At 61.6% G+C, this 25,267-nt stretch carries 25 protein-coding genes; 9 read left to right on the forward strand and 16 right to left on the reverse strand.

What is annotated here, in order from left to right; genetic code table 11:
* Positions 1–2: 2 nt before the first annotated feature.
* From HBA54_RS23165 to HBA54_RS23185, 5 genes are all read right to left on the reverse strand, one after another.
* The gene (locus tag HBA54_RS23165) at positions 3–995 is read right to left on the reverse strand and encodes a diacylglycerol/lipid kinase family protein (RefSeq protein WP_167229186.1); all 993 of its coding nucleotides are present in this window, start codon (positions 993–995) and stop codon (positions 3–5) included.
* A gap of 2 nt (positions 996–997) precedes the next feature.
* The gene (locus HBA54_RS23170; RefSeq protein WP_167229188.1) at positions 998–2,140 is read right to left on the reverse strand and encodes a CDP-alcohol phosphatidyltransferase family protein; all 1,143 of its coding nucleotides are present in this window, start codon (positions 2,138–2,140) and stop codon (positions 998–1,000) included.
* A 191-nt stretch (positions 2,141–2,331) separates the two neighbouring features.
* Positions 2,332–3,420: an LptF/LptG family permease gene (locus HBA54_RS23175; RefSeq protein ID WP_167229190.1), complete on the reverse strand. Its 1,089-nt coding sequence runs from the start codon at positions 3,418–3,420 to the stop codon at positions 2,332–2,334.
* Positions 3,417–4,631: an LptF/LptG family permease gene (locus tag HBA54_RS23180; protein ID WP_167229192.1), complete on the reverse strand. Its 1,215-nt coding sequence runs from the start codon at positions 4,629–4,631 to the stop codon at positions 3,417–3,419. Before HBA54_RS23180 ends, HBA54_RS23175 begins: the two co-directional genes overlap by 4 nt.
* 27 nt (positions 4,632–4,658) lie before the next feature.
* Positions 4,659–5,117, reverse strand: a complete 459-nt coding sequence (locus HBA54_RS23185) for an HIT family protein (RefSeq protein WP_322096100.1) — start codon at positions 5,115–5,117, stop codon at positions 4,659–4,661.
* Between the two features lie 114 nt (positions 5,118–5,231).
* On the opposite strand from HBA54_RS23185, the gene HBA54_RS23190 reads away from it, so the two are divergent.
* Entirely contained in the window at positions 5,232–5,774 is a 543-nt protein-coding gene (locus HBA54_RS23190; RefSeq protein ID WP_205944864.1) for a DUF2141 domain-containing protein, read from the forward strand.
* A gap of 35 nt (positions 5,775–5,809) precedes the next feature.
* Here the strand turns inward: HBA54_RS23190 and HBA54_RS23195 are convergent, their stop codons facing one another.
* Complete coding sequence (locus HBA54_RS23195) at positions 5,810–6,778, reverse strand: metallophosphoesterase family protein (RefSeq protein ID WP_277345422.1); 969 nt, start codon at positions 6,776–6,778, stop codon at positions 5,810–5,812.
* A 58-nt stretch (positions 6,779–6,836) separates the two neighbouring features.
* Here HBA54_RS23195 and HBA54_RS23200 point away from each other — a divergent pair, with 58 nt between their 5' ends.
* The gene (locus HBA54_RS23200) at positions 6,837–7,610 is read left to right on the forward strand and encodes a phosphocholine cytidylyltransferase family protein (RefSeq protein WP_167229196.1); all 774 of its coding nucleotides are present in this window, start codon (positions 6,837–6,839) and stop codon (positions 7,608–7,610) included.
* On the opposite strand, the gene HBA54_RS23205 is transcribed toward HBA54_RS23200, so the two are convergent.
* The 4 genes from HBA54_RS23205 to HBA54_RS23220 all read right to left on the reverse strand — a co-directional run bounded on the left by HBA54_RS23205 (position 7,593) and on the right by HBA54_RS23220 (position 11,269).
* Positions 7,593–8,405, reverse strand: a complete 813-nt coding sequence (locus HBA54_RS23205) for a nucleotidyltransferase family protein (RefSeq protein ID WP_167229198.1) — start codon at positions 8,403–8,405, stop codon at positions 7,593–7,595. The two genes, HBA54_RS23200 and HBA54_RS23205, sit on opposite strands and share 18 nt — an antisense overlap.
* Positions 8,402–9,559, reverse strand: a complete 1,158-nt coding sequence (locus tag HBA54_RS23210; protein ID WP_167229200.1) for an N-acetyltransferase — start codon at positions 9,557–9,559, stop codon at positions 8,402–8,404. The genes HBA54_RS23205 and HBA54_RS23210 overlap by 4 nt, the downstream gene beginning before the upstream one ends.
* Before the next feature lie 85 nt (positions 9,560–9,644).
* Positions 9,645–10,409 (reverse strand): sterol desaturase family protein, encoded by a 765-nt coding sequence (locus tag HBA54_RS23215; protein WP_322096101.1) that lies wholly within the window; start codon positions 10,407–10,409, stop codon positions 9,645–9,647.
* A gap of 101 nt (positions 10,410–10,510) precedes the next feature.
* The gene (locus tag HBA54_RS23220; protein WP_167229202.1) at positions 10,511–11,269 is read right to left on the reverse strand and encodes a 2,3-bisphosphoglycerate-dependent phosphoglycerate mutase; all 759 of its coding nucleotides are present in this window, start codon (positions 11,267–11,269) and stop codon (positions 10,511–10,513) included.
* 137 nt (positions 11,270–11,406) lie between these two features.
* Here HBA54_RS23220 and HBA54_RS23225 point away from each other — a divergent pair, with 137 nt between their 5' ends.
* The 5 genes from HBA54_RS23225 to HBA54_RS23245 all read left to right on the forward strand — a co-directional run bounded on the left by HBA54_RS23225 (position 11,407) and on the right by HBA54_RS23245 (position 17,193).
* Complete coding sequence (locus tag HBA54_RS23225; protein ID WP_167229204.1) at positions 11,407–12,567, forward strand: mitochondrial fission ELM1 family protein; 1,161 nt, start codon at positions 11,407–11,409, stop codon at positions 12,565–12,567.
* Between the two features lie 2 nt (positions 12,568–12,569).
* Complete coding sequence (locus tag HBA54_RS23230) at positions 12,570–13,934, forward strand: hypothetical protein (protein ID WP_167229207.1); 1,365 nt, start codon at positions 12,570–12,572, stop codon at positions 13,932–13,934.
* 227 nt (positions 13,935–14,161) lie between these two features.
* Positions 14,162–15,565, forward strand: a complete 1,404-nt coding sequence (locus HBA54_RS23235; protein ID WP_167229209.1) for a hypothetical protein — start codon at positions 14,162–14,164, stop codon at positions 15,563–15,565.
* A 30-nt stretch (positions 15,566–15,595) separates the two neighbouring features.
* Positions 15,596–16,453 carry an FkbM family methyltransferase gene (locus HBA54_RS23240; protein WP_167229211.1) on the forward strand — a complete coding sequence of 286 codons (858 nt, stop codon included), beginning with the start codon at positions 15,596–15,598 and terminating at the stop codon, positions 16,451–16,453.
* A complete protein-coding gene (locus HBA54_RS23245) occupies positions 16,447–17,193 on the forward strand; it encodes a hypothetical protein (RefSeq protein WP_167229213.1) in 747 nt (248 codons plus the stop codon). Before HBA54_RS23240 ends, HBA54_RS23245 begins: the two co-directional genes overlap by 7 nt.
* Positions 17,194–17,226: 33 nt before the next feature.
* Here HBA54_RS23245 and HBA54_RS23250 read toward each other — a convergent pair whose 3' ends face one another.
* A complete protein-coding gene (locus tag HBA54_RS23250; protein ID WP_167229215.1) occupies positions 17,227–18,945 on the reverse strand; it encodes an ABC transporter ATP-binding protein in 1,719 nt (572 codons plus the stop codon).
* Positions 18,946–19,266: 321 nt separating this feature from the next.
* Here HBA54_RS23250 and HBA54_RS23255 point away from each other — a divergent pair, with 321 nt between their 5' ends.
* Both HBA54_RS23255 and HBA54_RS23260 read left to right on the forward strand, forming a co-directional pair.
* Positions 19,267–19,839, forward strand: coding sequence for a hypothetical protein (locus HBA54_RS23255; RefSeq protein WP_167229217.1), 573 nt, complete (start codon positions 19,267–19,269; stop codon positions 19,837–19,839).
* A 191-nt stretch (positions 19,840–20,030) separates the two neighbouring features.
* Positions 20,031–20,255: a hypothetical protein gene (locus HBA54_RS23260; RefSeq protein ID WP_167229219.1), complete on the forward strand. Its 225-nt coding sequence runs from the start codon at positions 20,031–20,033 to the stop codon at positions 20,253–20,255.
* 223 nt (positions 20,256–20,478) lie between these two features.
* Here the strand turns inward: HBA54_RS23260 and HBA54_RS23265 are convergent, their stop codons facing one another.
* The 5 genes from HBA54_RS23265 to HBA54_RS23285 all read right to left on the reverse strand — a co-directional run bounded on the left by HBA54_RS23265 (position 20,479) and on the right by HBA54_RS23285 (position 25,235).
* Entirely contained in the window at positions 20,479–21,186 is a 708-nt protein-coding gene (locus HBA54_RS23265; RefSeq protein WP_167229221.1) for an ABC transporter ATP-binding protein, read from the reverse strand.
* A complete protein-coding gene (locus HBA54_RS23270; protein WP_205944865.1) occupies positions 21,186–21,953 on the reverse strand; it encodes an ABC transporter ATP-binding protein in 768 nt (255 codons plus the stop codon). The genes HBA54_RS23265 and HBA54_RS23270 overlap by 1 nt, the downstream gene beginning before the upstream one ends.
* Before the next feature lie 12 nt (positions 21,954–21,965).
* Positions 21,966–22,958: a branched-chain amino acid ABC transporter permease gene (locus HBA54_RS23275; RefSeq protein ID WP_167229223.1), complete on the reverse strand. Its 993-nt coding sequence runs from the start codon at positions 22,956–22,958 to the stop codon at positions 21,966–21,968.
* Positions 22,955–23,842 (reverse strand): branched-chain amino acid ABC transporter permease, encoded by an 888-nt coding sequence (locus HBA54_RS23280; protein ID WP_205944866.1) that lies wholly within the window; start codon positions 23,840–23,842, stop codon positions 22,955–22,957. Before HBA54_RS23280 ends, HBA54_RS23275 begins: the two co-directional genes overlap by 4 nt.
* Before the next feature lie 118 nt (positions 23,843–23,960).
* The gene (locus HBA54_RS23285) at positions 23,961–25,235 is read right to left on the reverse strand and encodes an ABC transporter substrate-binding protein (RefSeq protein WP_167229225.1); all 1,275 of its coding nucleotides are present in this window, start codon (positions 25,233–25,235) and stop codon (positions 23,961–23,963) included.
* Between the last annotated feature and the right edge of the window lie 32 nt (positions 25,236–25,267).

The raw sequence follows: 25,267 nt of genomic DNA on the forward strand, positions 1-25,267 counted from the left end.
GCTCAGATCCTCAGGAACTTTGCCTGGTCATCCGCAGTAAGGATGACCGGCTTGCCGGGCTCGGGCTCGAAGAGTTCGCCGTCCAGGGTAAAGGGGCAGTCCATTGTGAGGGCGATGCGGTCTGCCCGGCGGCTGAGATAGCTGTCTGACGGAAGACTGCGGTTTTCCTTGCCGTAGAGCAGGCGCCAGGCGTAGCGAAAGATGCGCTCGGGCGGATAGGCGATGCTGGTGAACCGAAAGTGTCCTTCGCCACCGTTCCAAAAGGGGCGGCTGCCAAGCACCAGTCGTTCCAGGGTGGTTGCCAGGATCACCAAGCTGTTGAGCTCCAGCGCCGCCTGGTTGTCGAACGCGACTTCTATTCTGTCGCCGGAGAGTATCTTTTGGGTGGCTTCACCGTCGTCTCCGGCATCCTCGTGTGAACGCCCGCCACGCAGCAGCCACCCCCCCAGGATACCGGCCAGGGTAACCGCGGCGGCCGTATCGGCCTTGATCTTAAGAGGATGCACCTTGGCGCGGCAGGCTATAATAGCGCGATAGATGGCAGCGCCGCCGAAGAACATGCCGTACTGCGGGTCTTTGCCGTGGGCATTCTCGAGTCGCAGCACCCGCCGCGTCAGTGTGGCGCTGTCGAGTTCATCATCGTCTGCCTTGCCCAACAGGCGACCAAGGCCGCTCAGGTTTCCGCGCAGGCCGATGTCGTTGGCGATCATGTTGGTCATCCCGCAAGGGACCACCGCCAGGTGCGGCTGTATCTCGTAGGGGCGGTGGCCCAACAGAGCGGTGAGTGTGGCCTGTACCGTCCCGTCTCCGCCCGCGATAGCGACGATGCCTATTTCCTGTCGGGCGAAGTCCGCCAGGATTTCCGGAATGTCCGCCACGGAGTCGAGAACGGCATGGCGCGCCTGAGGGGCGTCGGCCAGCATCTTGCTGAGCTGGTCCAGGCCTTGTTTGTTTTTCTGGCTTCTTGGATTGGTGATAACGCCGGTTTTTGCCATGCTCAATCGGGCTCTGTCATCCAGGATCGCAGCTTCTGGCCGTTACGGGTCGCCCACCAAGCCTGTACCAGCTGCAGGCCGTGCAGCAGCAGGCAGACTGCAGTCCATACCGCCACCGCCGCAAGCCCGACATCCGGCCATCCGGCGACAGTGGCAAGGGTAAGGAGAACAAGGTTTGGGTTGCGTCGCGCGGTCACCAGGCGGAACCAGGTATCAACGCGTCGCCATATGTGAATCTCAAGCCTGAAGCGCCAGATGGAAATCCCTTCGATAACCCGTTGCAGCAGATATCCGCCGACAATGACCGTGAGCACAATCGCCAGGTCGTCCGGGGCAAGTGCGAGCGGGCCCTGTTGGAGACCGATGCCCCAGGCCAGGTACCAGAAAGGGGGATGGATGAGATCGATCGAGTGGTCGAAGAAATTCCCGAACTTGCTGGATCTGAGTGTGATCCGGGCCAGTTTGCCGTCGACGGTATCGAGAAATGTCATCAGCCACCCGGCCAGCAGGCCGAGCCACCAACTGCCTTGCCAGAACCAATAGAAGGCGGCAATCACCGATACCAGGCTGAGCGCTGTTATCTGATTGGGTGTGATCCCGAGCCGCGCACAGAGCCTTGTGACGTAAAAGGCCGGGCGCGGCCATAACCATTTTGTAACGAAGTCGGTAGCGCCCTTGTAGGTGCCCATGAACATGCGCCACTCGGTCTGTGCGAGATCGTGGGGGCTTGGCAGCAGGGCGTAAGGCTCTTCGCGCTTGCGCAGCGCCTTCCAGTAAGACGCACCCAGTTCGGCGGCGCGGACCGGTTGCAGGCCCGTCGGCATCGCGACGCCGGGTTCTTCCCGCAACACCGCCGCCGCGGCGGGGAAGTCAGAGGTGGCGTGCGCGGCCAGCGGCGTGCCTTGGTGAGGCCCGTTGGCGAGCAGAACCGACCCCGGTGCTTCCAGCAGCGCCTTTACGAGGGGACCATCGATGACGGCGTCGGCGCGGACCAGTATCACGGGTCCACGCTGATCGGGGAGTGCCTGTTCATCGATGAATTGGGTGATGCCCACTGCAGCGAAACTTCGCCGCAGGCGCTCTGCCGAGCCCTCGAACCAGATCACCAGATCGCCGTGTCCAATCAGGCAGGCGGTCTTGGGCATTTGAGAGCCGCTCGAAGACGAGGAACTCTCTTGGGACGTCCGTGGGTTGGTTTCAGCGCGCACTTAAATTCTCTTCGTCGTTATCTGTGGGCGCGGGAGCGGCCGTAGCGCTCCACCGGTCGGACCTGCCCCGCCTTTTCAAGCGGACCGCGGCGGGGCGGTGGCTGGTATGGATTGTGTCTGATCATGGTCTAGGCCGGACGCTGCTTCAGCTCGTACCAGTAGGCGATGCTGGCCGCAACCATGGCGAACACGGCGAGGGGCGCGCCGCTAGCGATCAGCGGCGGCAACAAGCCGACTTCTCCCATCGCCAAGGTAATGCCGTTGAAGATGAAAAAGGAGAAGCCGATGGCGACACCACCCAGGAGAAGAATCCCCAAACGACCGGCGCGCTGCGACTGCTGCGCCAGGACCACGCTCAGGCTCAGCATCAATAAAGGAACCAGGCACTGAGCCAGCTTTGCATAGAGCCAGGTTTCATAGAGATAGGGGGCCCAGGTACCCTGACCCTGGCCGCCGGTGAAACGATGGGTCTGACTGAGCGAGAGCTCTCTTGGATGTACCAGCAAGTGCTTCAGGCTGGACGTATCCAGATCGACAAGCCAGTCGCGTGTGTCCTCATGGACCGCCCGCCCTCCGGCGGAATTCATAGTGGTGATGTCGAAGAGCTGCCAGGTTCCGTCGTCATGATAGCGGGCGCTACCGACGTCCAGGCGTGCGATCAGCCGGCCCCGCGTGTCGCGGTCAAAGAGCGTGAAATCGCTCAGGCTATCGACCCCGATGTTGTCAGAGGGAATGCGGACGATGTCGTCGCCAAGGTGGATCCAGGTTATCCCGTCGGCCTTCTGTGGGCCTGGTCTGCCGGTATCGTTCACGCCCCCCCATTCACGAAGGGCATCCACGCTGGCGGGGACGAGCCGGTCGTCGACGACAAACTGCAGGCCGCCGAGCACAACAGCCAAAGGGATCAGGCGGCCCACCAGACCGAACTGTGAAACACCCGAGTTCCAAATCGCTGTCAGTTCGCCATGCCTGATAAGGAAAGTGAGAGTCAGGAGGCCCGCCAGTAGGGTCGCGATCTTGATCAGGTCGGAAACGATGGTCGGCGAGCGGAGCAGGGCGTAGCGGACGAGGGCTCGGACCCCACCGTCGTCGTGCGCTATTACGGCGTTCGCATTGGCCATCAGATCGAGCCCGATCAGGAATGCCGTCAAGCCACAGAGCAGGAGCGCGAAGCGTATCAGCAGCAGCCGCATCAGATATCGCGTGAGCAGGCTCATTCCGGACGCTGCCCCCCGGCGGCGTTGGTTCCGGGCCGGACAGTCTGCAGCAATGACCTGAAGATATCCGTGGGAGAAGGCCAACCAATGCCGCGCGTAACCTGAAAGGCCCGCCGGTAAAACAGCGCGGTGCTGACAGTGGCCAGCAGCGCGAGGGGCAACCACTGTCCGATGAGGGGCGAAATCTCTCCGGTCGACGTCAGCGACTTGCCGACGCTGAGTGCCTGATTGTAGATGATCAGGATCAGCAGGCCGGCGGCAATGCCGTAGGCTTGGTGCGTGCGCCGAGGACCGATCGCGAAGGATACGGCCAGAAAGGGAAGGAAGAGGAGCGAGAAGGTCCGCACCAGCCGGTCATGAAACTCGCCAACCATCTGGTCGTAAGTGGCCCCGGGTGGCGGGGTCGAGCGGTACTCCCAGAGTTCGTGAAGGGTCAGTTCGCGTTCGTCTTCGCCGCGGGGCCTAAAGGCTTCCTGGCCAACCAGATTGGTGGGGATCTGCAATTGACTGAAGCTCAGGACGTCGAAGTTCGGCAGCCTTTCGCTCTTGGTCTTGTCGAGAGCATCCACCTCCAGACGAACACCGTTTGAAAGGACGAGGGTCGAGCGCTCGCCCTGGGGCGCCACGACCAGGCTGCCCTGGTCCGCCGTCGTCACAATGGTGCCGCCATCGCCGGTTTCCTCGTAGACGAATACGCCGCCGAAATCGCGGCTGCCGCGCCGGACTGTGTTGGCCATGAAGGTGGCGCCGTTCACCTCAATAAAGGTGCGTTCCTGCAGATAGGTATTCACGGCTGCCGCGGCGACTTCGTGCACCATGGCGCGGTAAGTATAGCGGGCGTAAGGTTGTCCGATGCTGAAGTTGACGGCTGAGACGACGGTGAGGCCCAGGGCGAGAAGCAGGATCGGCCGCAGCATCTGTGCAAGGCCGATCCCGGCCGACCCCAGCGCATCCAGCTCGCGACCTTGGTGCAGCCGGCTGAAGGCGAGCAGCACGCCGAGAAAGAAGGCCGCCGGCAGAGCGAGAGCCATGTAGTGAGGGATCAGATAAGCAAGCATCTGTAAGAGGACGGTCAAGCCGCCTTGGGAATCCAGTACCAAGTCGAGCAGTCGCAGCATCCGCTCGGTAAGCAGCACCAGCAGCGCAATGCCGATGCTGATCAGCAGGGGCATCATGGTCTGTCTTAGAAGATAGCTGCTGATCGTCGACATGGGCCTTCTCGTTTGCGGTCCGTGTCTCTAGGCCGATGCGTCGGGCCAAGCCGCTTTTACGGCGGCGGCGAGGTCGGCCAGCGTGGCGGCATCCGGTGTCGTTCCGGACGATAGCAGCGGCGCGCCGGGCCAACCTTCGTCTTGGTATACCGTTCCGTCGAACAGCTGGTCGCTGTCGTAGCGGGGCAGAACGTGAAAGTGTACATCCGGGTCGACCATCATGAGCATCAGGTAGTTCATCTTCTGGTAGGGTCGAAAAGCGCTGAGTCCGGCTTCGATATCCTGGATAACCTGTTGCAGTTCGCCAAAGGCGGCGGCGCTGATATCGCCGAAAGCTCGGGCATGGTCCTTGCAGACCAGAACCAAGGCCCCCAGGGTCGCTTGATGCGGGCGTAGCAGAACGACCCAGTGCCGGTGGTCGCGGACCAGGGTTTCGGGGAAGCCGAACTTCGTCATCGTGGCATTGGGTGGACTTGACAAACTCACGGTAGGGTCATACCTCGCTGAGATTGGCGTAACGCACGCTGGCGGCGGTAAATGGGGATATCTCTGCCACTTCGTTCGTACTATCCGACGCTGCCTGGGACGAGCAACCTTGTGTTGGAACATGTAAAGGGCGATGTGATGACGGCTCTCCGCTTTTTAAAGACAAGGTTGGGATGCGCAAGCTTGGTCATACTTCTTGCGTTTACGCTGGGCCTCGTCTCCGCGGGGCTGCTGCCGGGCCGCGCTGTTGCAGCGGACCAACCGGCCTGTTCTGCGGAGACCGCCGCGTCGATTGAGGTAAAAGTCGAAAATGTACGCAATTCCAAAGGGTTGATAACAGCGGTTCTGTACGGCGACAACCCAGAGGCATTCCTGAAGAGGGGACAGCGGCTGGATCGAATAAGGGTAGCAGCCAAAGAGGGCGAGACTCTCCTCTGCCTGCAGGCACCGGTCGAGGGGCGTTATTCGATCGCACTCTATCACGATGAGAACGGCAACAAGAAATTCGATCGGAATTTCCTTGGGATTCCCTCGGAAGGCTATGGTTTCTCGAACAACCCCGGTTTCCGCTTCGGCAAGCCAGAGCAGAAGGAAACGCTGTTCACAATCGTTGAAGATGGCCCGACCAGCCTGCGGATTTCGATCCTCTACCTCTAGCCGCTATCTCCGGCTCTTGTTTCTGGCCCCTGCCTCTAGATCGTGTAGCGCCGGGCCTCTGCGAAGCGCCCGCTGACAGGGTCGAGGCCGCGTGCGGTAACCTCAATGCGCCAGTGGCCGTCCTCACGCGCAATCGCGTAGGTTTGATAGTGAGCCTGGGGTTTTTTGCCGCTGTGGGCTGCCGACGCAGAGGGGACGCCAAGCACTGGCACCGACTGTCTGCCGGCAGGGATTCGCACGTCGGCGAACTTGTGGTCGTGACCATGCAGGATCAGTTCGGCGCCGTGTTCGGCAATGACCTTGCGGAAAGGCTCCGCATCGACGAGGCGTTTGCGCCGGGCGATGCCCTCGAGGCTCGGGGGGTGGTGGAGCAGCACGACCCGGAACCATCCCTCCTGGCCTAATTTTTGCAAATGTTGGCCGAGGCGGTGCAATTGCGCTTCTCCCAGGGTGCCGTGGGCACAGAACAGCGGCGTCGGCTGTGCCGAACTCAGGCCGAGGATGGCGGCCGGTCCACGAAAGCGCACAAAGGGAAAGGCATCGGGCCCAGTCGGCGGCCTGGGCTGCCCACCGGCATTCGGCTCGTCGGCCATGAAGGCCTGCCATTTGGCGAGTGTCGTTTCCCAGGGAACGGCCACATAGGCGTCGTGGTTTCCGGGGATCACGGTGACCCGGTCGGCACTGCCCAGGCTCTGCAGCCATACCTCGACCTGGGCGAATTCCTCAATGAGGGCGATATTCGTCAAGTCACCGGTGATCACCAGATGATCGGCGTTCGAGACCGCAAGGTCCTTGGCCAGCGCCGCCAGAACCTCCGGGCGGTGCAGCGCGCGGCGTCGGCGCAACCACGACAGGTAGCCGAAAAAGCGCTTGTTCAGCAGATCCGCCACCCGGATGGGCGGAAGGGGACCCAAATGGGGATCTGATAGATGAGCAAGGGTAAAGCTTGCCAAGGCGTCGGTCCCGGCTGGCTGCGCTAGTGGTTGACGTGACAGTTGGAACATGTGATCAAAACGGCCTTCAGGGTCAAAGGTAAAATCGTCGCAAGGGGTTCTTTCTGCGTTGAAAGCATTGGTTATCGGGGCCGGCCAGGGCCGGCGCCTGCTCCCGCTCACTGAAATCGAGCCCAAGGCGCTTCTCAACGTTGGCGGCAAAAGCCTGCTTGCGTGGCAGGCCGAAGCACTGGTCGACTGTGGCGTCGACGAGATCGTGTTTCTGGCCGGCTTCAACCTGCCGGCGGTCGAGCGCGCCCTTAAGCATTTCGCGGCGCGTTGGCCGCAAACGGATTTCCGTGCGGTCTATAATCCTTTCTACGGGGTCGCCGACAACCTGGCGACCTGTTGGATGGCCCGACAGGAGATGGATAGCGACTTTCTGCTGCTGAACAGTGATACTTTGTTCAGTCAGCCGGTGCTTCAGACGCTGTTGTCCAGCCCATCCGCGCCGATCAGCTTGGCCGTGGATCACAAAGCCAAATACGACGACGATGACATGAAGGTCGAACTGCAGGGGGCCAGGCTGTTGGACATCGGCAAGACCCTGCCGCCCGAGAGGGTCCAGGGCGAGTCCATCGGCATGTTGTTTTTTCGCGGCGAAGGCCCGCAGCGTTTCGTCGCAGCCCTGGAAGCGGCCATGCTCGAACCCAGGGCGATCCGGCAGTGGTATCTTTCCGTGATCGCGGCGTTGGCGTCGGAGATCGAAATACAGGCGGTGACCATCAGCGGTCACGACTGGTGTGAGATCGATTATCCTGTGGATCTGCAGACCGCGCGCCGTATGGTGGCGTCCTGGCGGCGCAAGCCGGACGACACCTTGATTTCAGTCATGTCCTCTTAAGGCCTTCTCGACGAGTTCCAGATCCTCGGGCTTGTCTACATCGATTGCCGCTTCGGCAAACGGCATCTTGATGGCCGCCACCGAGACGCCGAGGCGCTCAGAAACGCGCGCCATGACGGTATCAAGGCTGAACCGCCTCAGCAGATAGCTTAGCAGGAGAGCGGGTCCAAAGAGGGCGGCGATACGCCAAGGCCGTTTGCGTTGCTGCTCAACCTTGCGCCACAGCTCTATGACCGCAACACCGGCCTCGGCCCTCAGGGCAAAAATGTTGCTGCCGGAATAACGTTCGTTGCGAAAAGCGAGGTAGGTGCGCTTGGTGTGTGGATAGCGAGCCAGAATCACCTCGGCGGCCGTCACGCCCGCCGTGAGATCGGCATCGCAACGCAGACTCTCTGTGCAGAAATGATCGATCATCTCGGTGGTCAGCAGGGCATGGTCCGCCGTTGTGATCAGCAAGGGAAGGGGATGGTTCAGTTCGGCGACAGCCTGCAGCACGCTTTGGCTGGGCGTATCCTCTGCCTGCAGCGGCACAACGCGCCCGCTGTCGCAGAGCCGGACAAGCCCTTCGAGCTGTGTGATCAGGGCCGGATCACGCAGAGAGACGGCGATCGAGCCTATCCAAGGGCTCGCCGCCAGGGTCTCGATCACCCGTTCCAGCATCGGTTTGCCCGCAACCGGCGCCAGGCACTTGTGATCGACCCCTGCGGCGCGCGATACCGGGTCGTCCGGGCCCCGGTCAGCCGCCAGCACCAATGCGGTGAAGCGCCCGTCGGGGCCATTCGCCTCCGCCGTCATGGGCTGAGTTCGCGCTGATAGAGGCGATAGGTTTTGTAGACGACACCGCCTAAATGCTCGATCAAACGGCGCATTGGCTGGTTATCTTCGAGAATCCACGACAGCTCCGCACTTTCCACGCCGAGGGATCTCTGTGCCTGCAGAATCCTGTCGATCACCGCGAATGCCAAAGTCGCGCCCAGCATGCTTCCGTGATACTCGCGGCGCACCCCCATCAACGGCACGCGGACGGTCTTGGTCGTCTTCACCTTCAGCCGCCAAAGCAGCTTGGCCCAGCCAAATGGCAGCAAGCGGCCGTCTAAGTCGGTGATCGCTTCATTCACGTTGGGCACCCCGATTGCCATGGCGACCGGCGCGCCGTTCAGTTCGGCTATGGCGATCGACTGGGGGCGTATGATGGGTTTCAGGTCCTTGGCCAGGCGGTGAATCTCGGCCTGGGACATGGGCACGAAGCCCCAGTTTTCGGCCCAGGCATCGTTGAAGACCTCCATGATATTGTTCAGGTCCTGCGCGTAGCGGCGCATGTCGAGTGACCGGACCGTCAATTTCTCCGTTGTGTCGGCCTTGCGCAGGAGAACGGCAACGGCGGCGGGCTGCTCGTTCTTCGCATCGTAGTGGTAGCACAGCAGGTCCTTGTTTTTGCGATATCCCAAGGCCTCCAGCTGTGCCGCGTAGTAGGGGCGGGCATGTCCCATCATCAATGAGGGTGGATATTCGAAGCCATCCACCAGAAGGCCGGATTCCTCGTTGATCGACAGGCTGAAGGGGCCGACGGCCTGCTGCATGCCATGGCCGCGAAGCCAGGTCTCGGCGGTGGTCAGGAGCGTCCGGAAGGTTTCTGTTCGATCCTCGGCTTCAAGCATACCGAAGTGGCCGGTGGCGTCGTGATGCCTGGCCAAATGGGCCTGGTTGACCTGGGCCGAGATGCGGCCGACTGCCCGGCCGCCGCGCAGAGCCAGCCAGAAACGCGCCTCGGCCCTATCGAAGAAGGGGTTCTTGCGGGGGTTCAGATGGTCACGGCGCTCCTGAAGCAGCGGCGGAACCCAGGCGGGGTCGTCGCGGTAGAGCGTCCAGGGCAGACGGATGAAGGCTTCCCTGTCGGCCGCAGACTCCACAGCCTTGACGACCAGCGGTTGTTTTGAATCGCTGTTCATGCCGTCTCGTCTTTCGTCGGCCGGTCAGACTGCGGGCTTGTCGGATAGGGCGCGGGACCTGCCGACAGTCGCTTTGCGCAGCGGGTCATTCACTCCTGCTGCGCCGCGGTACTGTGCTGCCGTCGGCGGCGAGGCCGGAGAGCAGAGCCACCCAGGGAAAGCGGGCCGTCTCCGGGCCTGTATAGCCCAGGTTGAATACCGTCTGGCTGCGCGGAACCTGTTTGGCATCGGCATAGAAAGTATTGAAAACCCGGTCCCAGAAGAAGTTCGTGATGCCGAAATTACCATGCTCGCTATGGAAATGATGCGCCAGGTGGTGTCGCTTGATCCGCCGCAGGAAAGCTGTCTTCGGTTTGAAGGGCAAGTGCTGGATGCAGTGGCAGAATTCGTAGAAGCAAGTGATGATTACGCCGGTGGCCGCCGCCGCGGCCGCCGTGCCCGGTCCGCCGATCAGCCAGCCGATCGGAACGGCAACCGCCAGGATCGTCGGCAGTGTGGTGTAGAGGGCGCCAAACAGCACCCCGAGGTCATGGGGATCCTGATGATGGTCGAAATGAATGCGCTTCCACAGCGCCGCCGTCTGCGGATACTTGTAGAGCAGGCGCCCATGCAGCACGAACCGGTGCAGCAGATACCAAACGACAGGGTAGACGAGGGCTGTGGCAGCGACAGCGCCGATCATTGCAAGCGGATGAGCGCCCCAGTAAGCCGCAAGTACGATCCCAGCGATACTGAAAAGCGCGTAAGCCTGGATGGCCGGGTAGGTCACGTAGGCCCAGACCAGATCCCGGAGAGTCATCTTGTCGAGAAAATACTTTCGATCTGACCAGGGCGTTCTGCCAAACAGCACGATAACTTGCTTTCCAAATTGACAGGAATCGAGACAAAGCTAGGACCAAGAAGCCTAAGAATCAATGTCTCGGCCAGCATTCCTCTATCTTCCAAGCAGGATCAGATCCAGGAAATACCTTTGCCCGGCTTGTGGCGATTCAACAGCTGACGCAGCCGTCCGCGCCAGCCCGCCGTCAGTTCGCGCTTTTCCAGCACCTTCAGGCTATCGTCCAGCCGATACACCAGGGGGGTTGCCGTCGCAATCCGAAAAGCAGCGGCGGTGGCATCGTCCAGGCCCTCGATCTGCCTGGCAAGGCCGCGAATGCTGCTGGTATGGGCAGTGACCAGGGCGTTCTGGCCATCGCTCAGCCGGGGCGCCAGGGTGTCGTGCCACCAGGGCGCGACCCGGGCACTGGCCTGCTGCAGGCTCTCACTGCGTGGCAGAAGATGCGAATCGATGCCCGCATAGAGCGGGTCCTTGCAAGGCAGACGTGGATCGTTGTCGCCGAGTGGTGGCGGCTCGGCATCGAAGCTGCGCCGCCAGCGGGCGACCTGCTGATTGCCGTACCGCAGTGCCATTTTGGCCCGATTCTCGCCTTGGAGGGCGCCATAGTGCCGTTCATTCAACCGCCACGTGTGGACTGTCGAGATAGACGGTTGATTGATTATCTGAAGAACGAGTTCCAGGGTCTCTGACGCGCGCTCCAGATAAGATGTTGCACAGAGGTCGAAGCGCAGACCCATGGCGGCGACGAGCCGACCGGCAGCCTGGGCTTCGCGGCGGCCTGCCATACTGAGGGGTGCGTCGGCCCAGCCGGCGAAACGGTTCTGGCTGGACCATTCGGTTTTGCCGTGCCGCACCAAAACGAGTGTAGGCATTATCTCCCCTGTTTCCCAAGAGCGCGCCGTGACAAGCGGGCCCTTTACCGCGTCGGCCAGGGGATATAAACCCTAGAACGGGTCGTCGGCAATTGTCCCTGTGCGGGAGCGGTCAGCGCCGACCCTTTGATCCGAAGGTGACACGTTTGCCAAACTCCATGTCGTTGATGCAGCCCCACGCCGAGGTGGCCGACGGTTCGCTGCCCCTGGACAAGGGTCAGCTGCGATCTCCCCTGGTTTGGCTTTTGCTGGACGATCGCCCCGGCCATACAACCCAGGTTGTCGGCTTGGCGGAGGCCCTGGGCTGGGACTATGAGAGCAAAGCGCTGTACTTCAATTTCCTGAATCGGATCAGCAACCGCTTGCTTGCAAGCAAGCGCCTCTCGCTCGACACCGGTCGCTCATCCGAACTAGCGCCGCCCTGGCCGGACATCGTCATCGCGATGGGGCGTCGTACAGCGCCGATCGCCCGCTGGGTGAAGCGGCAGAGCGGCAACCGAACACGATTGGTGCAGCTAGGGCGCAAGGCCGCTAATGTTGCCGGCGATTTCGATCTTGCGGTGGCCTGCGCGCACTTCCAGCTACCCCCGCATCCTCGGCGAATCGACGTTCTTTTGCCCCCCACCCAGGTCACGACGGCCCGCTTGAAAAAAGCCCGCGACCAGTGGCCCGGCCTCTTCGGCGACAGCCCGCGGCCAAGAATCGCGATGCTGATCGGTGGTACGACGGCACACCATCGTTTGACGCCACAGACTGCAAAGCGCATGGCCGTCGAGGTCCAGGCCTTCGCTGAGTCGCTTGGTGGCACGCTGATCTGCGTGACCAGCCGGCGCAGCGGGGCGGCGGTGGAAGAGGCCCTAAAGAAGGGAGCGCCTGAGGCGCGTCAGCATTTCTGGCGTCGGGACGCGCGTGAAAACCCCTATCTGGGTTATCTCGCTCAAGCCGATATCCTGGTGGTCACCGGCGAGAGCGAGTCCATGCTGGCGGAAGCCGCCGATGCAGCGGGGCTGCTGTACATCTATCCGATTCCGGCGCGTCCGGCCTCTCTACGAGACCGTCTTGCCGGGCAAGTCTCGGCGGCTTCGCGCGGCGATGGCGTATTGGCCGGTTTCTGCCGGAAGCTTATCCATGGCGGTCTGGTCGTGCCGCCACGCGACCTCAACCTCATGCACCGCGGCATGATCGAGGCTGGTATCGCCCAGCGCTTTGGCAGCCCGCCGGCGCCCGCCGCCACCGAGCCGGGGCCCGGCCTGAGCGATCTCATCCAGCGAATTCGTCTGCTTTTGGAAGTGCGCTAGCCTTGCCCAGAAATGCTGCCAGTTCAGCCAACGAGGGCTTTCTCGCGCGCTGCGGCCGCGTCAGGGGCCTGGGCGAGCGCAGCTTTTGGATCATCGGCCGGAAGCAGCAGGACTTTGAGTCGGCAGGCGATCTGGTCGAAGGACTGATGGCTAAGTATCAACGTCTGGATATTGTCTTCAGTGCACCGGAGTTGACGGTCCGCCAATGGTTGCGAAGCCGCTTTCCGAAGGCTCTTGTTTTGCCGCCCCCTTTGGCGTCGCGCTATGTGGCCAACCGTTTTCTGATAAACCTCAACGTTCGTGCCCTGATGTTTGTCGGCGACCTGGCGCCGGGCGACCGATTTATCCTGCGCGCCGCCAACCGGCGGGCGGCGCCGGCGGCTATTGTCCAGGCGACAGTCCCTGATATCACAAGCCAGGCTAGGGCTGTGCCGGCGGCATCCGCCCTTGGCGCCGTTGCCGAGCGTTTGGAACATCACTTTGTTACGACATCTGCCGCGCAGGACTGTCTGGTTGAGGCCGGCATTCCCATCGAGCGGATTTCGCGGCTTGAGAGCGCGCCGCTGGCCCGTAGCGCGACCTTCATGACCGTGATTGCCCATCTGCTGACGCAGGACTTGAAGCTGATTCGAAGCAGGGAGCGGCCAATCCGCCGCCGGCTTGAGAGCCTGGCGCTATGGTGCATGGCGCAACCCCGCCTGCGCCAACTGCTCGCCGCCAGGGTGGAGCGCATCGGCAGTGTTGCGGAGTTGCGCAAGACGCTGGGCAATCCGCAGGTCCTTCTTTGTTTGGGAAACGGGCCTTCCTCGGAAGCGCCAGAGGTGGCTGACGTCAAGCATGATTGTCTGTTCAGGGTCAATCACGTCTGGCTGAGCCGCGGTTTCCTGACCGGACCGGATATGGTCTTTACCGGGGCCAAGGTCACCCTGTCATTGGTCAAGGGACCGATCTTCGGCCTGCAAAGCGTCAAGTCAGAGGCGAGGCTGCTGGTGACCCGCTTGCTGCGGCCGCGGTTCAGACGGGTGCGCTACGCCACCATAGAGCGCTTCGGCCTTTATCTCTCAGAGTCGCGTTGGCAGGGCATCAGGCCGACCAACGGTGCCGCGATGCTGGCAACGGCCGTGGCCCTGCAACCGCCGCGCCTGGTGATTTCGGGTATTGATCTCTTCAGTCATCCGGCGGGAACCTACCCGGGTGACACGGCGACGCCGAACGCCTACTCGCCGGGGCATGAAGCCGAATCCGAGTTGGCGTTGCTCCTGGAAGCCCTGAGCCGCTATGAGGGCGAACTGACTATCCTCAGCCCCGCTCTCAAAGCCCGATGGGACGAGCACCGGGCCACGCGAAGCCGGCAGGCGTCGATATGATGCCCGATTGCGGCAACCGCCGGTCCCGGCAAGCTTCGTCCAGCTGTGTCTTGTCTAGGGGGAGCAGGTCTGATTTAAAGGCATTTGGTTGGCACTGGATTTCGGCCGGGGATATACCGGCCGGTGCTATCGTCGCCCGCCGTTGTTGCCGGTGCCGACGCTGAAGGGTTAACCTTTGATATGCCGCTTTTCCGTTGAGCCCCCCCTCTGGTGAGAGAGTAGAGTCCTTGCCCGCTGTCCAAACCAGTTTCAAAACCAAGTACTACCACAAGCGCATCGGACACCTGCTGCGTCTGGAGCGTGACAGACCGCCAGGGACACGCGAAGAGCCGGAGCTGATGGCGATCGAGCCGGAACCGGGCATCACGCCCAGCGATAAGCCGCCGGTGCGGATTTTCCTTGGCTCCGAGCCGGCGCAACACCGCGCCGAGCGGATTTTCGTCTGGTCGATCCTGCAGGTGCGAGACCCGGCGCGCCGTTATGAAATATACTTGATGAAGGATTTGAAGGGCTTTGACCGCCTGAAATGGAAGACCGGCTTCACCGCCTACCGCTACGGCATCCCGGATTTCGCCGGTAAGACAGGCCGGGCGATCTACAATGATGTCGACCAGATCTATCTGGCCGATCCGGCTGAACTCTTCGATATGGACATGAAGGGCTGCGGCCAGCTTTGCATTACCGAGAAAGAAACGGCGGTGATGCTGCTGGATTGCGAGAAGATGGCAAAGATCTGGCATCGCGAGGATGCCGAACGCAGCGAGCGCCACAAGTTTTTTCGCCGCCGCGTGCAGGCCATTGACGGGATGTGGGGCCGACTGTCCGGGGTCTGGAACGCCCGGGACCACGAATATGAGCCCGGCGTCTCCAAGCTGCTGCACTATACCACGCTGCAGATGCAGCCCTGGCGGCCGTTCCCCAAGGTGCTGAAATACAAAGAAAATCCCAACGGCAAGATCTGGTTCGAAATGGAACGTGCGGCTGATGCTGCCGGTTTCACTCTGTTCACCGAAGAACGGCCCAGCGGCCGCTACCGCAAGATGGTCGAGATGTACAAGACCATGCACCAGGAAGGTTCGCCTGAGGTCGGCCGGCCGCCGGAAAAAACCTTTTCTGGGAAGTCGCTGATCGAACATGTCGGGCCGATTGCCACGCTCATCGAAGAGACGGGAACCAGAGAACTGCTGGACTACGGCGCCGGCAAAGCCACATTCTATGCTCCCTTCCCGGGTGAGGACGTCAGCTCCCGTTTCAAGTCGATGAAGGAATGGGGTGATACCAGGGTCACCTGCTATGACCCTGGCTATGAGCCCTTTTCAGGACTGATCGAGTCGGCTTACGACGGTGTTATCTGCACTGATGTGCTGGAGCACATCACCGAAGAGGATATCCCCTGGGTTCTGGATAAGCTGTTCCGACATGCGCGGTACTTCGTTTATGCGGTTGCGGCCTGTTATCCGGCGAAAAAATTCCTGCCGGACGGCCGGAATGCCCATTGCACGCTACAGCCGCCGGAGTGGTGGCGAGAACAGTTGGAAGCTGCTGCGCGCCGCAACCCGGGGAAGAAGTGGCAGCTCTGCGCCCAACTGAAGGGGAGACTGGGGAAAAGCGACCGGGTCTTCCGTGGTTGACCCGCAACGTCACTGAACCGGCGAAACACAATGGCAGAACTGGGGCACGCAAAACTCAAGGGCGCGCGGCAACGCGCTGCTAAGCTGCGCTTCAGCCTGGCGCGCCGGCTTATGGGCCGCTATCGCCTGCATGACGAAGGGCATACTTACCGCTTCGATCCGGCATCCTTCCGCGAACTCTGGCGGATAAGCAGCATCTATCTGAAGGAAACCGGTACGGTCGAGCTAATCCGCAGCGAGTTGCGTGAAGGCGATGTGTTCTGCGATATCGGCGCCAATATCGGCCTCTACAGCCTGATGGCGGCAGCGCGGACGGGGACATCCGGACAGGTTTACGCGTTTGAGCCTTTGGCCGCCAATTTCGCCAGCCTGGTAGAGAACATCCGTTTGAACGGTTACTGCGACCGCATCACGCCCTTCTCGCTTGCCTTGACCGATGGCCCGGGGGTTTTCCCCTTCCACTATCTTAGTACGGAGCCGGGCTCCTCCGGCAGCCAGTTGCATGAAGCCATCGACGTCGACGAGGCCCGCTATCTGCCTTTGGTCACCGAGATGAAATACGGAACCAGCCTCGACCAATTGATCCGCAGCGGCAGCACACGTGCACCCACTGTTATCAAGATCGACGTTGACGGCAACGAGGCGCGCATCCTGCGCGGAATGCAAAGCTTGCTGGCTGGCAGCCACCGTCCTCGGGTTATAAGCGTGGAGGTCAATGCACGCGAGAAGGCGGCCCTCTTCGGCTTCATGGAATCGCAAGGCTATGCCTTTTCAGGACGCAACGATACCATGGGCGGCCTGCGCCGGATCAGGGCGGGGGCCGATCCGGAAATGATTGCCTACAATGCTGTTTTCAAGCCAGCTGAGATCGTTGCGGCGGCATGCTGAATTTCGACGATATCAAGTTCGACTATGACCCCTATCCCATCGGCCGGGCGCGGGGTGCGCTGGCGCCTGACCTCTACGAAGAACTGGTCGATACCTTTCCCGACGATGATGCTTTCGTCTCCATGGACTTCAACGGCGTTAAGCATTCCCTGTCGCAACACAATAACGAGCCGGGCTATCGCGAACACCTGCGCAAGAATGCTGCCTGGGGCCGATTTTACAATTACATCAAGAGCGAAAGCTTCATAGCCGATACCATGACGATGCTGGCGGCCCATCACATCAATCTGGGTCTTGCGAACATCTCCACCAGAGAACGCGCCCGCAAGCGCCTGAAGGCGCTCGTGAAAGGAAAGCCGCAACCCCATTTACCGCGTTTACGCTCAAAGTTTGAATTCTCCTCCATGCCGGTGACCGGCGGCAGCATCCGCCCGCACACCGACATACCCTCCAAGGTCGTGACCATGGTGATCCCGATCCTCCGGAAAAACGAGTGGAACGATGACTACGGTGGCGGCACCAGCGTGGTTTGGCCGAAGGACCGTACCCGCAGCTACAACCGTACCAACGCCTATATGGACTTCGACGAGGTCGACTGCGTCAGGACCTATCCTTTTGAGCCCAATCAGTGTCTGGTCTTTGTGAAGACCTACAATTCCTGGCATGCGGTCTGGCCAATGACAGGCAACGACTCGTCGATCCTGCGACGCACGCTGACAATCAACATCGAGAGCAGCTGACCGGTCTTCTACAGACGCGTGGACCGGGCAGATTCAGGCCGGCCGTTTGAAGTCCCGGCCGTCTTTCACCAGCTCAATGCTGCCGCCGTCCAGGCGATAGGTCCGCTCGGCGATTTCGGTCCAGGCCTCCCGGTGGGTAATGGCCAGAACAGTCATGTCGCGGCTCAACGCATCGATGTTGCGGCAGATGTCGCGCTCGGTGCGCGGATCAAGTGCCGAGGTTACTTCATCGAGAATCAGCAGCTTGGGCTTTCCGGCCAGGGCACGGGCCAGGGCGATACGCTGACGCTGTCCGCCCGAGAGCTTGGCGCCCTTTTCTCCGACAATGCTTTGCAGACCTTCCGGCTGAGCCTCAACGAAATCCAAGGCGCCGGCCGCCTGCAGGGCCTGCTTTGCTTCCTCTTCGCCGATCCGGGGGTCGCCAAGCGTGACGTTTGCCAGGATGGTGTCATGGAACAGGATAAGGTCCTGCGGGACGTAGCCGATAATGTCCCGCCAGGCTTGCAGGTCGATCTCGCTGAGCGCGATGCCGTCGACCAGGATACGCCCTTCCAAGGGCTGATAGAGCCCCAGCAGGAGGTCGGTGAGCGTGGTCTTGCCGGATCCGGAGCTTCCGGTGATTACCGTCAAGCCGCGTGCCGGGATGTCTAGGGTTACCCGGTCCAGTACCTTGTCACCAACATGGGCGAAGCTAACGTCCTGGAACCGGCAGCCTTGCTCCAGAGTCGGAACGGTGCTGCCCGGATTGGGCTCCCGGGCGACCTCGGCCTCATCGATCAGCTTACGCATGGACCAATAGGGGCTTTCAAGCAAGACGGCTTTCTGGAACTGGCGTTGCATCTTGCCGACACTGGAAACCGTCTGGAACAGCAGGGCGCCCATCACGAGCAGTTGCGACACTGGCACATTCCAGTTGCTGATCGCGACAAAGAAACCGACGCCGACCGCCATGGCGACCAGCATCTCCTCAAGGTTCTTCAGGGCATACTGGCTGACAATCTGACGGCGCAGGGCGCGCCGCAACTGGCCGATCTTGCGATCGAAGAGATTGGCGAACTTGCCTGCCTTGGCCATGGCCTTCAGCGGCTTGATGTTGCTGAGGGCGTCGCTGAGATAGATAACCAGCTCCGAGGTGCGCTCAGTCTGGCGGCGGCCGGCTTTTTTGCTGACCCGAACCAGGACATGCAGCGACAATGCAATCGTTCCGCCGAGTGCCAGGGCTGCCAGGGCCAGCTGCCAGGAGACCAGCGCGGCGATGAGGCTGTAGACTACCGTCTGGATGATGTTTACCTGGAAATTGGCCGCCATGAGATAGGCGTGACCGGAGCGCGTCGCATCGACGCTGATGGCGTTGGCGATGCGCCCGACCGGCTGGTGGGTGAAGTAACCCCAGCGCACGTTCAGCAGGCGTGTAATGAGCTGCGCGCGCAGGCCTGTGGCAACCTCCGCCACGGCGTAGCCGACATAGAACATAGCCGCCATGGTCAACAGGCACTTGAGGACGATGCCCCCGACAACGAGAAGCAGTAAGACCCCGAGGCCCGGCTCCAGGCCGACCCAACCAAGCGCCGTATCGACATAGCCGATAATGGGCGAGGTCGCGCCCGCGCCGTCGTTGATGGCCAGGGAGAGCAAGGGCAGCAGAGACGCCAAGCCGATACCCTCAAAAATGCCCGCCAGCAGCAGGCATGTGAGAACGAGCCCGGGCCGCGTGCCCTCGGCACCGTAGAAGATACGCAGAATTCCGATCATCGCTCATCTATTTGCGCGAATCTGCCTAGGGTCAAGGCTAAACAGTCTGCCGTTTTGGCCGGCCCCTCCGCCGTTGTCCGCAGAAATAGGCGGTTTGCGTCCTTCCTTGCGGCGCTCACTGTTTGCTCCAGCGCTTTCTGAGACGCCGGCCGCTCGCTATAGTCGGTCCGTCAATGAGGGCCTGTGCGATATGCCCGGGGGCGGTGCAAGTTTACCCGGCCGGACGTGCTTGACTACTATGGTGTCGGTTCTGAGATGGCGTTTGGATACAAGTGAATGAGGCTGCTTTTTACCGGTCGTGGCGGTACCGCCGCTTGGATCATGCGCGGCGAACAGATGGCGGCGGCGCGGCCACATTGGCGCGCCGTAGCGAACGCCACGAAAGACGACTGCGAAGGTTTCGACGCCGTTGTTGTGGTCAAGCATGTGTCGGACCCTGGCTTGAGCGAACTGAAAATCTGGGGAGGGCCGATTATCTATGACGCTCTTGATTTTTGGTCTCAGCAGCCGAGCACCCGGGAGAACCCTAACCCCGCCCTGAATATCGCCAGCGCCGATGCAGCGAGAGATCTGTTCAAACCTGTTTTTGCGCGCATCGACCCGGACAGGGTTCTCCGCCCGACTGAAGCGATGAAGCGTGACTTGGCGCCCTTGGGGTGGAAGACCGAGGTGTTCTATCATCACTTTGATCCGCGGATGGTCGTCAGCGAAGCCGCCGGCGGTGAACGCAAGTGCGTCCTCTATCATGGCAAGCGCAAGCATCTTGGCCGCTGGAAGCTGGCTGCGCGGATTTCATGCTGGATTTATGGAGCCGATTTTAAAACCTCTAACGGCCCGCAACCGGCGCCGGCCGATGTCATGCTGGCGGCCCGCGCCGGCCGTCACGGTACCTAGAGCAGATCCCGATCGGATGGAATCGCCGAAGGCGATCCATCGACCGGGTGAATCTGCTCTAACTGTTTGATGGCGATCGGATTCACATGTTTTGGCGCAACCACGAAGTGGTTCCGTCAAAACATGATCCGATCTAGCTGTCACGCAGCTGGAAGTCGAACATCAAAGCAGCGATCGCAGGACGGATGGGGGTGCCCTTCGTGGCATGGTCGGAGGCCGCCTATGTTGAGACCCATCCGCAGGGCTTATGGTTCACCTCTGCGTGGGGGCTGCATCGCGCCATAGGCCGGGCGCTGAAGATGGAGCGGCGTGATCCGGAAACCGTGCTCCATTCGGTCGATTGGTGCGCGGATCAGCTCGAACGCATTGTCGCAGAGCATCTCTCCAAGGCAACGAAAGCTACCCCTGCTCTCTGAGAGCCGGCGCCCTTTTTGCGGCGAATGATGTGTCCCTTCTTGGTGAATGGCTGGTTTCGGGGCTGAGGCAGGCTCTCAAAACCTGCAGCTCAGAAGGCCTGAGATGTGTCAGTTGTGGACCTGGCGCCAATCTGGCGACGTGACGGGCCGTGATACGCTTGACAACTCTCCCTACCTTCTGAGACTGAACAGAGGGAGATTCGCACGAGAGGGCGACACCCGGCTAAACGGAGCAATAACGATCCTGGATTGCCTTGTCCGACAGGAGAGCGGCGGCGGGCGCCTCGTGGACGATGAGGCCGTGATCCATAATATAGGCACGGTCGGAAATCGCCAGCGCGCGCTCGACGTTCTGCTCGACCAGCAGGATCGTCGTGCCCTCCTCCTTGAGGCGGGCGAACAGCTCGAACATTTCGTCGACCAGCACCGGCATGATGCCCTCCGACGGCTCGTCGAGCATCACCATGCGGGGCTGCGATGCCGTGGCACGGGCGATCGCCAGCATCTGCTGCTCGCCGCCGGACAATGTCTCGGCGATTTGGTTCAGGCGTTCCTTGAGGCGGGGAAAGGTCTCGGCAACACGGTCGATGATCTCGGTCTCGCGTCTCTTCAGGGGCGATGACACGAGGCCGAGACGCAGGTTCTCGCGTACCGTCAGGCCGGGCACGATGCGGCGGTCTTCCGGTACGTAGCCGAGGCCCAGGCGGTAACGGCTGTGCGCCGGCTGATCGAGCAGCCCGGGCGTACCGTCGAAGGCGATGCTGCCCCGGCATTTCTTCACCAGGCCCATAATGCTGCGCAGGGTGGTTGTCTTGCCGGCCCCGTTGCGGCCGATGATCGACACGATCTCTCCGGCTTTCGCCTCCAGGCTCACGCCCTGAAGGATGTGGCTGTGCTCGTACCAGGCGTGCAGATTTTCGACTGTCAGCATCAGTGGTCGCCTTGGCCCAGGTAGACCCGGCGGACCTCGTCGTTGGCGCGCACCGCGTCCGGCGTCCCCTCGGCCAGGAGTTCGCCGTGGTGCAGCACGATGAGATGGTTGGAAATGCCCATGATCAGTTTCATTTTGTGTTCGACCAGGATCACCGTGCGCTCCCCGGCGAGCCGGATGATGAGATCCATCATCACCGTGGTCTCTTCCGGGCTCATACCCGCCGTCGGCTCGTCGAGCAGTAACAACGAGGGGTCGCAAGCCAGCGCCAGGGCGATCTCCAGCGCGCGCTGCTCGCCATGCGCCAGGTTCATGGCAAGGCGGTGATGGTGCTGGTGCAGTTCGACCATTTCAAGCAAGGCGGCGGCCTGCTCCTCCATGGCGCGGTAACGGCTGCGCGGCGTCCAGACGTTGAAGCGCTGGCTCATGCACTGGATCGCAAAGCGCACATTCTCCAGCGCTGTGAGTTGGGGAAAGACGTTGGTGATCTGGAACGACTTGGCAATTCCCAGGCGCGCGAAGCGGTGCTGGGGCGTGCCGGTGATCTCGCGCCCGCGGAAGAAGATCCGCCCTTCGCTCGGCGGGAAAGCGCCGGAGATGATGTTGAAGAAGGTACTTTTGCCCGCGCCGTTTGGTCCGATGATCGCAGTCAACTGCCCCTCCGGAAAGGCCACCGAGACATCGTTCAAGGCGGTGAAGCCGCCGAAGCGCATGGAGATCTTGTCTGCGCGCAGGATGTGGCTTTCTCCGGCTGTCATATCGGTCATTCCGGGCCGGCCCTAGCGCGAGGCCCAGCGGAGGAGGGTGCCCCAGATCCCCCGCGGGAAAAACAGGATGAAAAACACGAAGAGAGCGCCGACGAAGAGCTGCCAGTGGACCGTCACCAGGGTGATCACGTCTTCCAGAACCAGGAAGGTCAAGGCCCCCACGAAGGGCCCGAAGAAGGTGCCCATGCCGCCGAGCAGCGACATCATCACCGCCAGACCGGAGGTGTGATAGTGCAGCGATTCGATGGGAACGATGGTCAGGTGAATGGCGTTCAGCGCGCCCGCAAGGCCGCAGAACAGGCCGGAGATCACGAAGGCCAGCCATTTCGACATCGCCACATTGGTGCCGCAGGCACGGGCGCGGCTCTCATTCTCACGCAGCGCCTCGAGCACCGCGCCGAAAGGCGAAGCGAGGATGCGCGAGAACATCCAGACCGCCAGCGCCACGAAGACAAAGACGAAGTAGTATTTGGTCAGCGGGTCAAGCAGCGTGAGTTCGAGTCCGGGCAGGCCCAGGTCATAGACATCGACCCCGCGCAGGCCGTTCTCACCGCCAGAGAGGTCCTCCAACTGATAGACCAGGTAGTAGACGCACTGGGACAGTGCCAGGGTGACCATGGCGAAGTAGATGCCGCGGGTGCGGGTCGCCAGCGCACCGATGACCGCGGCGCCGATACCGGCGGCAACGACGCCGATCACAATGGCAGGAAGCCAGTGTATCCCGTAGTGAACGATAACGATGCCGGTGGCATAGCTGCCCAGGCCGAAGAAGGCGGCATGGCCGAAAGACAGGACGCCCATATAGCCGAACACCATGTTGAAGCCGAGGGCGAAGAGGCCGTAGATCAGGATGTTGACCGCGAGCGCCTCATAAGGAAGCAGAAAGGGGAAAATCAACAGGAAGCCGAGCACCGCGGCCACACGGTGACGCGCCATCAGGGCGACCGCGGCGGCCAGGCGCCGCCCCGAGACGTTGAGCTCTTCCTGGGGATTACTCAGGGTCATCCCATCAGCCCTTTCTTGCCGAACAGTCCCTGCGGGCGCACCAACAACACCAGGGCCATGAGGGCGAACATTGAAACCTCGGCCATGGCGGGGGCGAAAAGCGAGGTCATGCTGACCACGATGCCGACGAGCAGGCCGGCTACTACGGCGCCTGCCAGCGACCCCATGCCGCCGACGACGGTCACAACGAAAGCCTCCACGAGCACGGTGGTGCCCATATCGGGAAACACGCTGCGCATGGGCGCGGAGAGTACACCGGCCAGCCCGGCAACGGCGGTGCCCAGGCCGAAGACGAGGAGCCACACCTGCGAGATGTCGATGCCGAGTACCCGCACGATCTCTGAATCACGTGCGCCGGCGCGAATCACCAAGCCGTAGGAAGTCTTTTCGAGAAACAACCAGATCGCGATCACCAGAACGGCGGTGGCGGCAATGACGAAGAGGCGGTAGGCCGGAAAGTAGCCGACGCCGATGTTCACCGCGCCCATGAGCGCGTCCGGCGCGTCGAATGGCATGCCCTCCGCCCCGAAGAGGATACGCACGACCTCAACCAGGATATACGCGAGGCCGAAGGTCAGCATCAGTGGATAGTCGATACCGCGCCCGTAGAGCGGCCGCACCAGCCAGCGCTCGACCCCCAGGCCGACGGCCCCGACGGCGAAAGGGACCACCGCGAGGGTGAGCCAGAAGTTGCCCAGGTAACCGATGAAGAACACACCGGCATAGGCGCCCAGCATATAGAAAGCCCCGTGTGCGAAGTTGACCACGGTCAGCAGGCCGAAAATCAGGGACAGGCCGACGGCGAGCAGGACGAACACGGAGCCGAGGGCAAGGCCCGTGAACAGTTGCAGCGCCAGCAGTTCGATGGGAAAACCACCTATCACCTTCCGCTACTCTCTCTTGCCGGTCGCATCCTGGGGTTCCCATAGCCGGAGAAAAGACCCCGACCGGCCCCCCGCAAGCGCACAACGCGGCGAAGCGGGAGCCGGTCGGGAAATCCGGTCATGCCTCATGACCCAAATCGGCACAGGAACGCAAGACGGTCTCGGAGGCTTCGTCGGTATGCACGATATCAAAGACATCGTACTCGTTCGCCATATCCTTTTTCGACTTCGACTTGATGATGAAGACCGACTGCACCGACTGGTGATCGCACTTCCGGTAGTACTGGGTGCCTTTGTACTTGTCGTACTTGAGCGCTTCCAGGGCCGCGATCACCGGGTCGCTATCCGTGGTCCCGGCCTTCATGACGCCGTCGAGAAGGGCACCGACGCCGGCGTAGCCATAGGCACCGTAATCTGACGGCGGCGCACCTTTGTTCTCCTTGCGGTAGACGTCGTTGAACGCCTTGGCACTGGCGACCGAATTCTCCAGGGTCCAGTGGTAGTTGGTGCCACCGATCACGCCTTCATAGGCCGCGGCGCCACCGGCCCGGCGCTGATTGTACAGCAGAGCCGGGGCCAGCATCTGCATCTGCTGTTTCAGGCCGAAGCCGGTCGCCTGCTTCAGCGAGTTCATCTGGTCATAGCCGAAGTTGCAGAGGCAGAGGACGTCGGGCCTGGCCGCCTGGATCTGCGGCAGGAAGGGCGAGAAGTCCTTGCTCGCAAGTGGATGGGTTACCTCTGCCACCACTTCGATGCCATGCGCTTCGCCGGCCCGCTTGAAGCCGCGCACCATCTCGTGGCCATAGGCATAGTCGGCGATCAGGAAGGCGACGCGCTTGCCGAACTTGGGAAAGGCATAGCGACCGACGGCACCCGCGGTCATATGCGGGTTCATCGCCTCGTGGAAGGTGTACTTGGAGAAGTCCTTGGCCTCATTGATGGCGTCGGATTGTGAGATCGAGACGTAGATGATCCCGCGCGCCTTGGTGACGGCGTTGACGGACAACTGCACCGAGGCTGAGAGGGAACCGCATACGAAGTGGACCTTGTCCTTCTCGATCAGCTCCAGCGTGCGGGTTGCCGCCTCGCCGGGCTTGAGCTTGTCGTCGCGCACCAAGAGCTCGGCCATTCGGCCATTCAAGCCGCCGGCGGCATTGAACTGATCGACCGCGATCTGGGCACAGCGGGCCTGCTCCTGGGCTTCGGAACCGTAAGGGCCGGTTAAGGGTACCGGAAAACCGATTCGGATCGGCTCATCCGCCGCTTTGGCGATGTTGAACATCAACGGGCCAGCGCCGATCGCCGTCGCCCCCACGGCAGCGCTTTTAAGAACTGAACGCCGACTTACTCTTGGCAGCTTGCTACTCAGCTTGCTCTTCACGTTGTCACCCATCTTTCCCTCCTTGGACTGATTTCATTCCCAAT

This window comes from Pelagibius litoralis (assembly GCF_011683915.1).
GTDB lineage: Bacteria > Pseudomonadota > Alphaproteobacteria > Kiloniellales > Kiloniellaceae > Pelagibius > Pelagibius litoralis.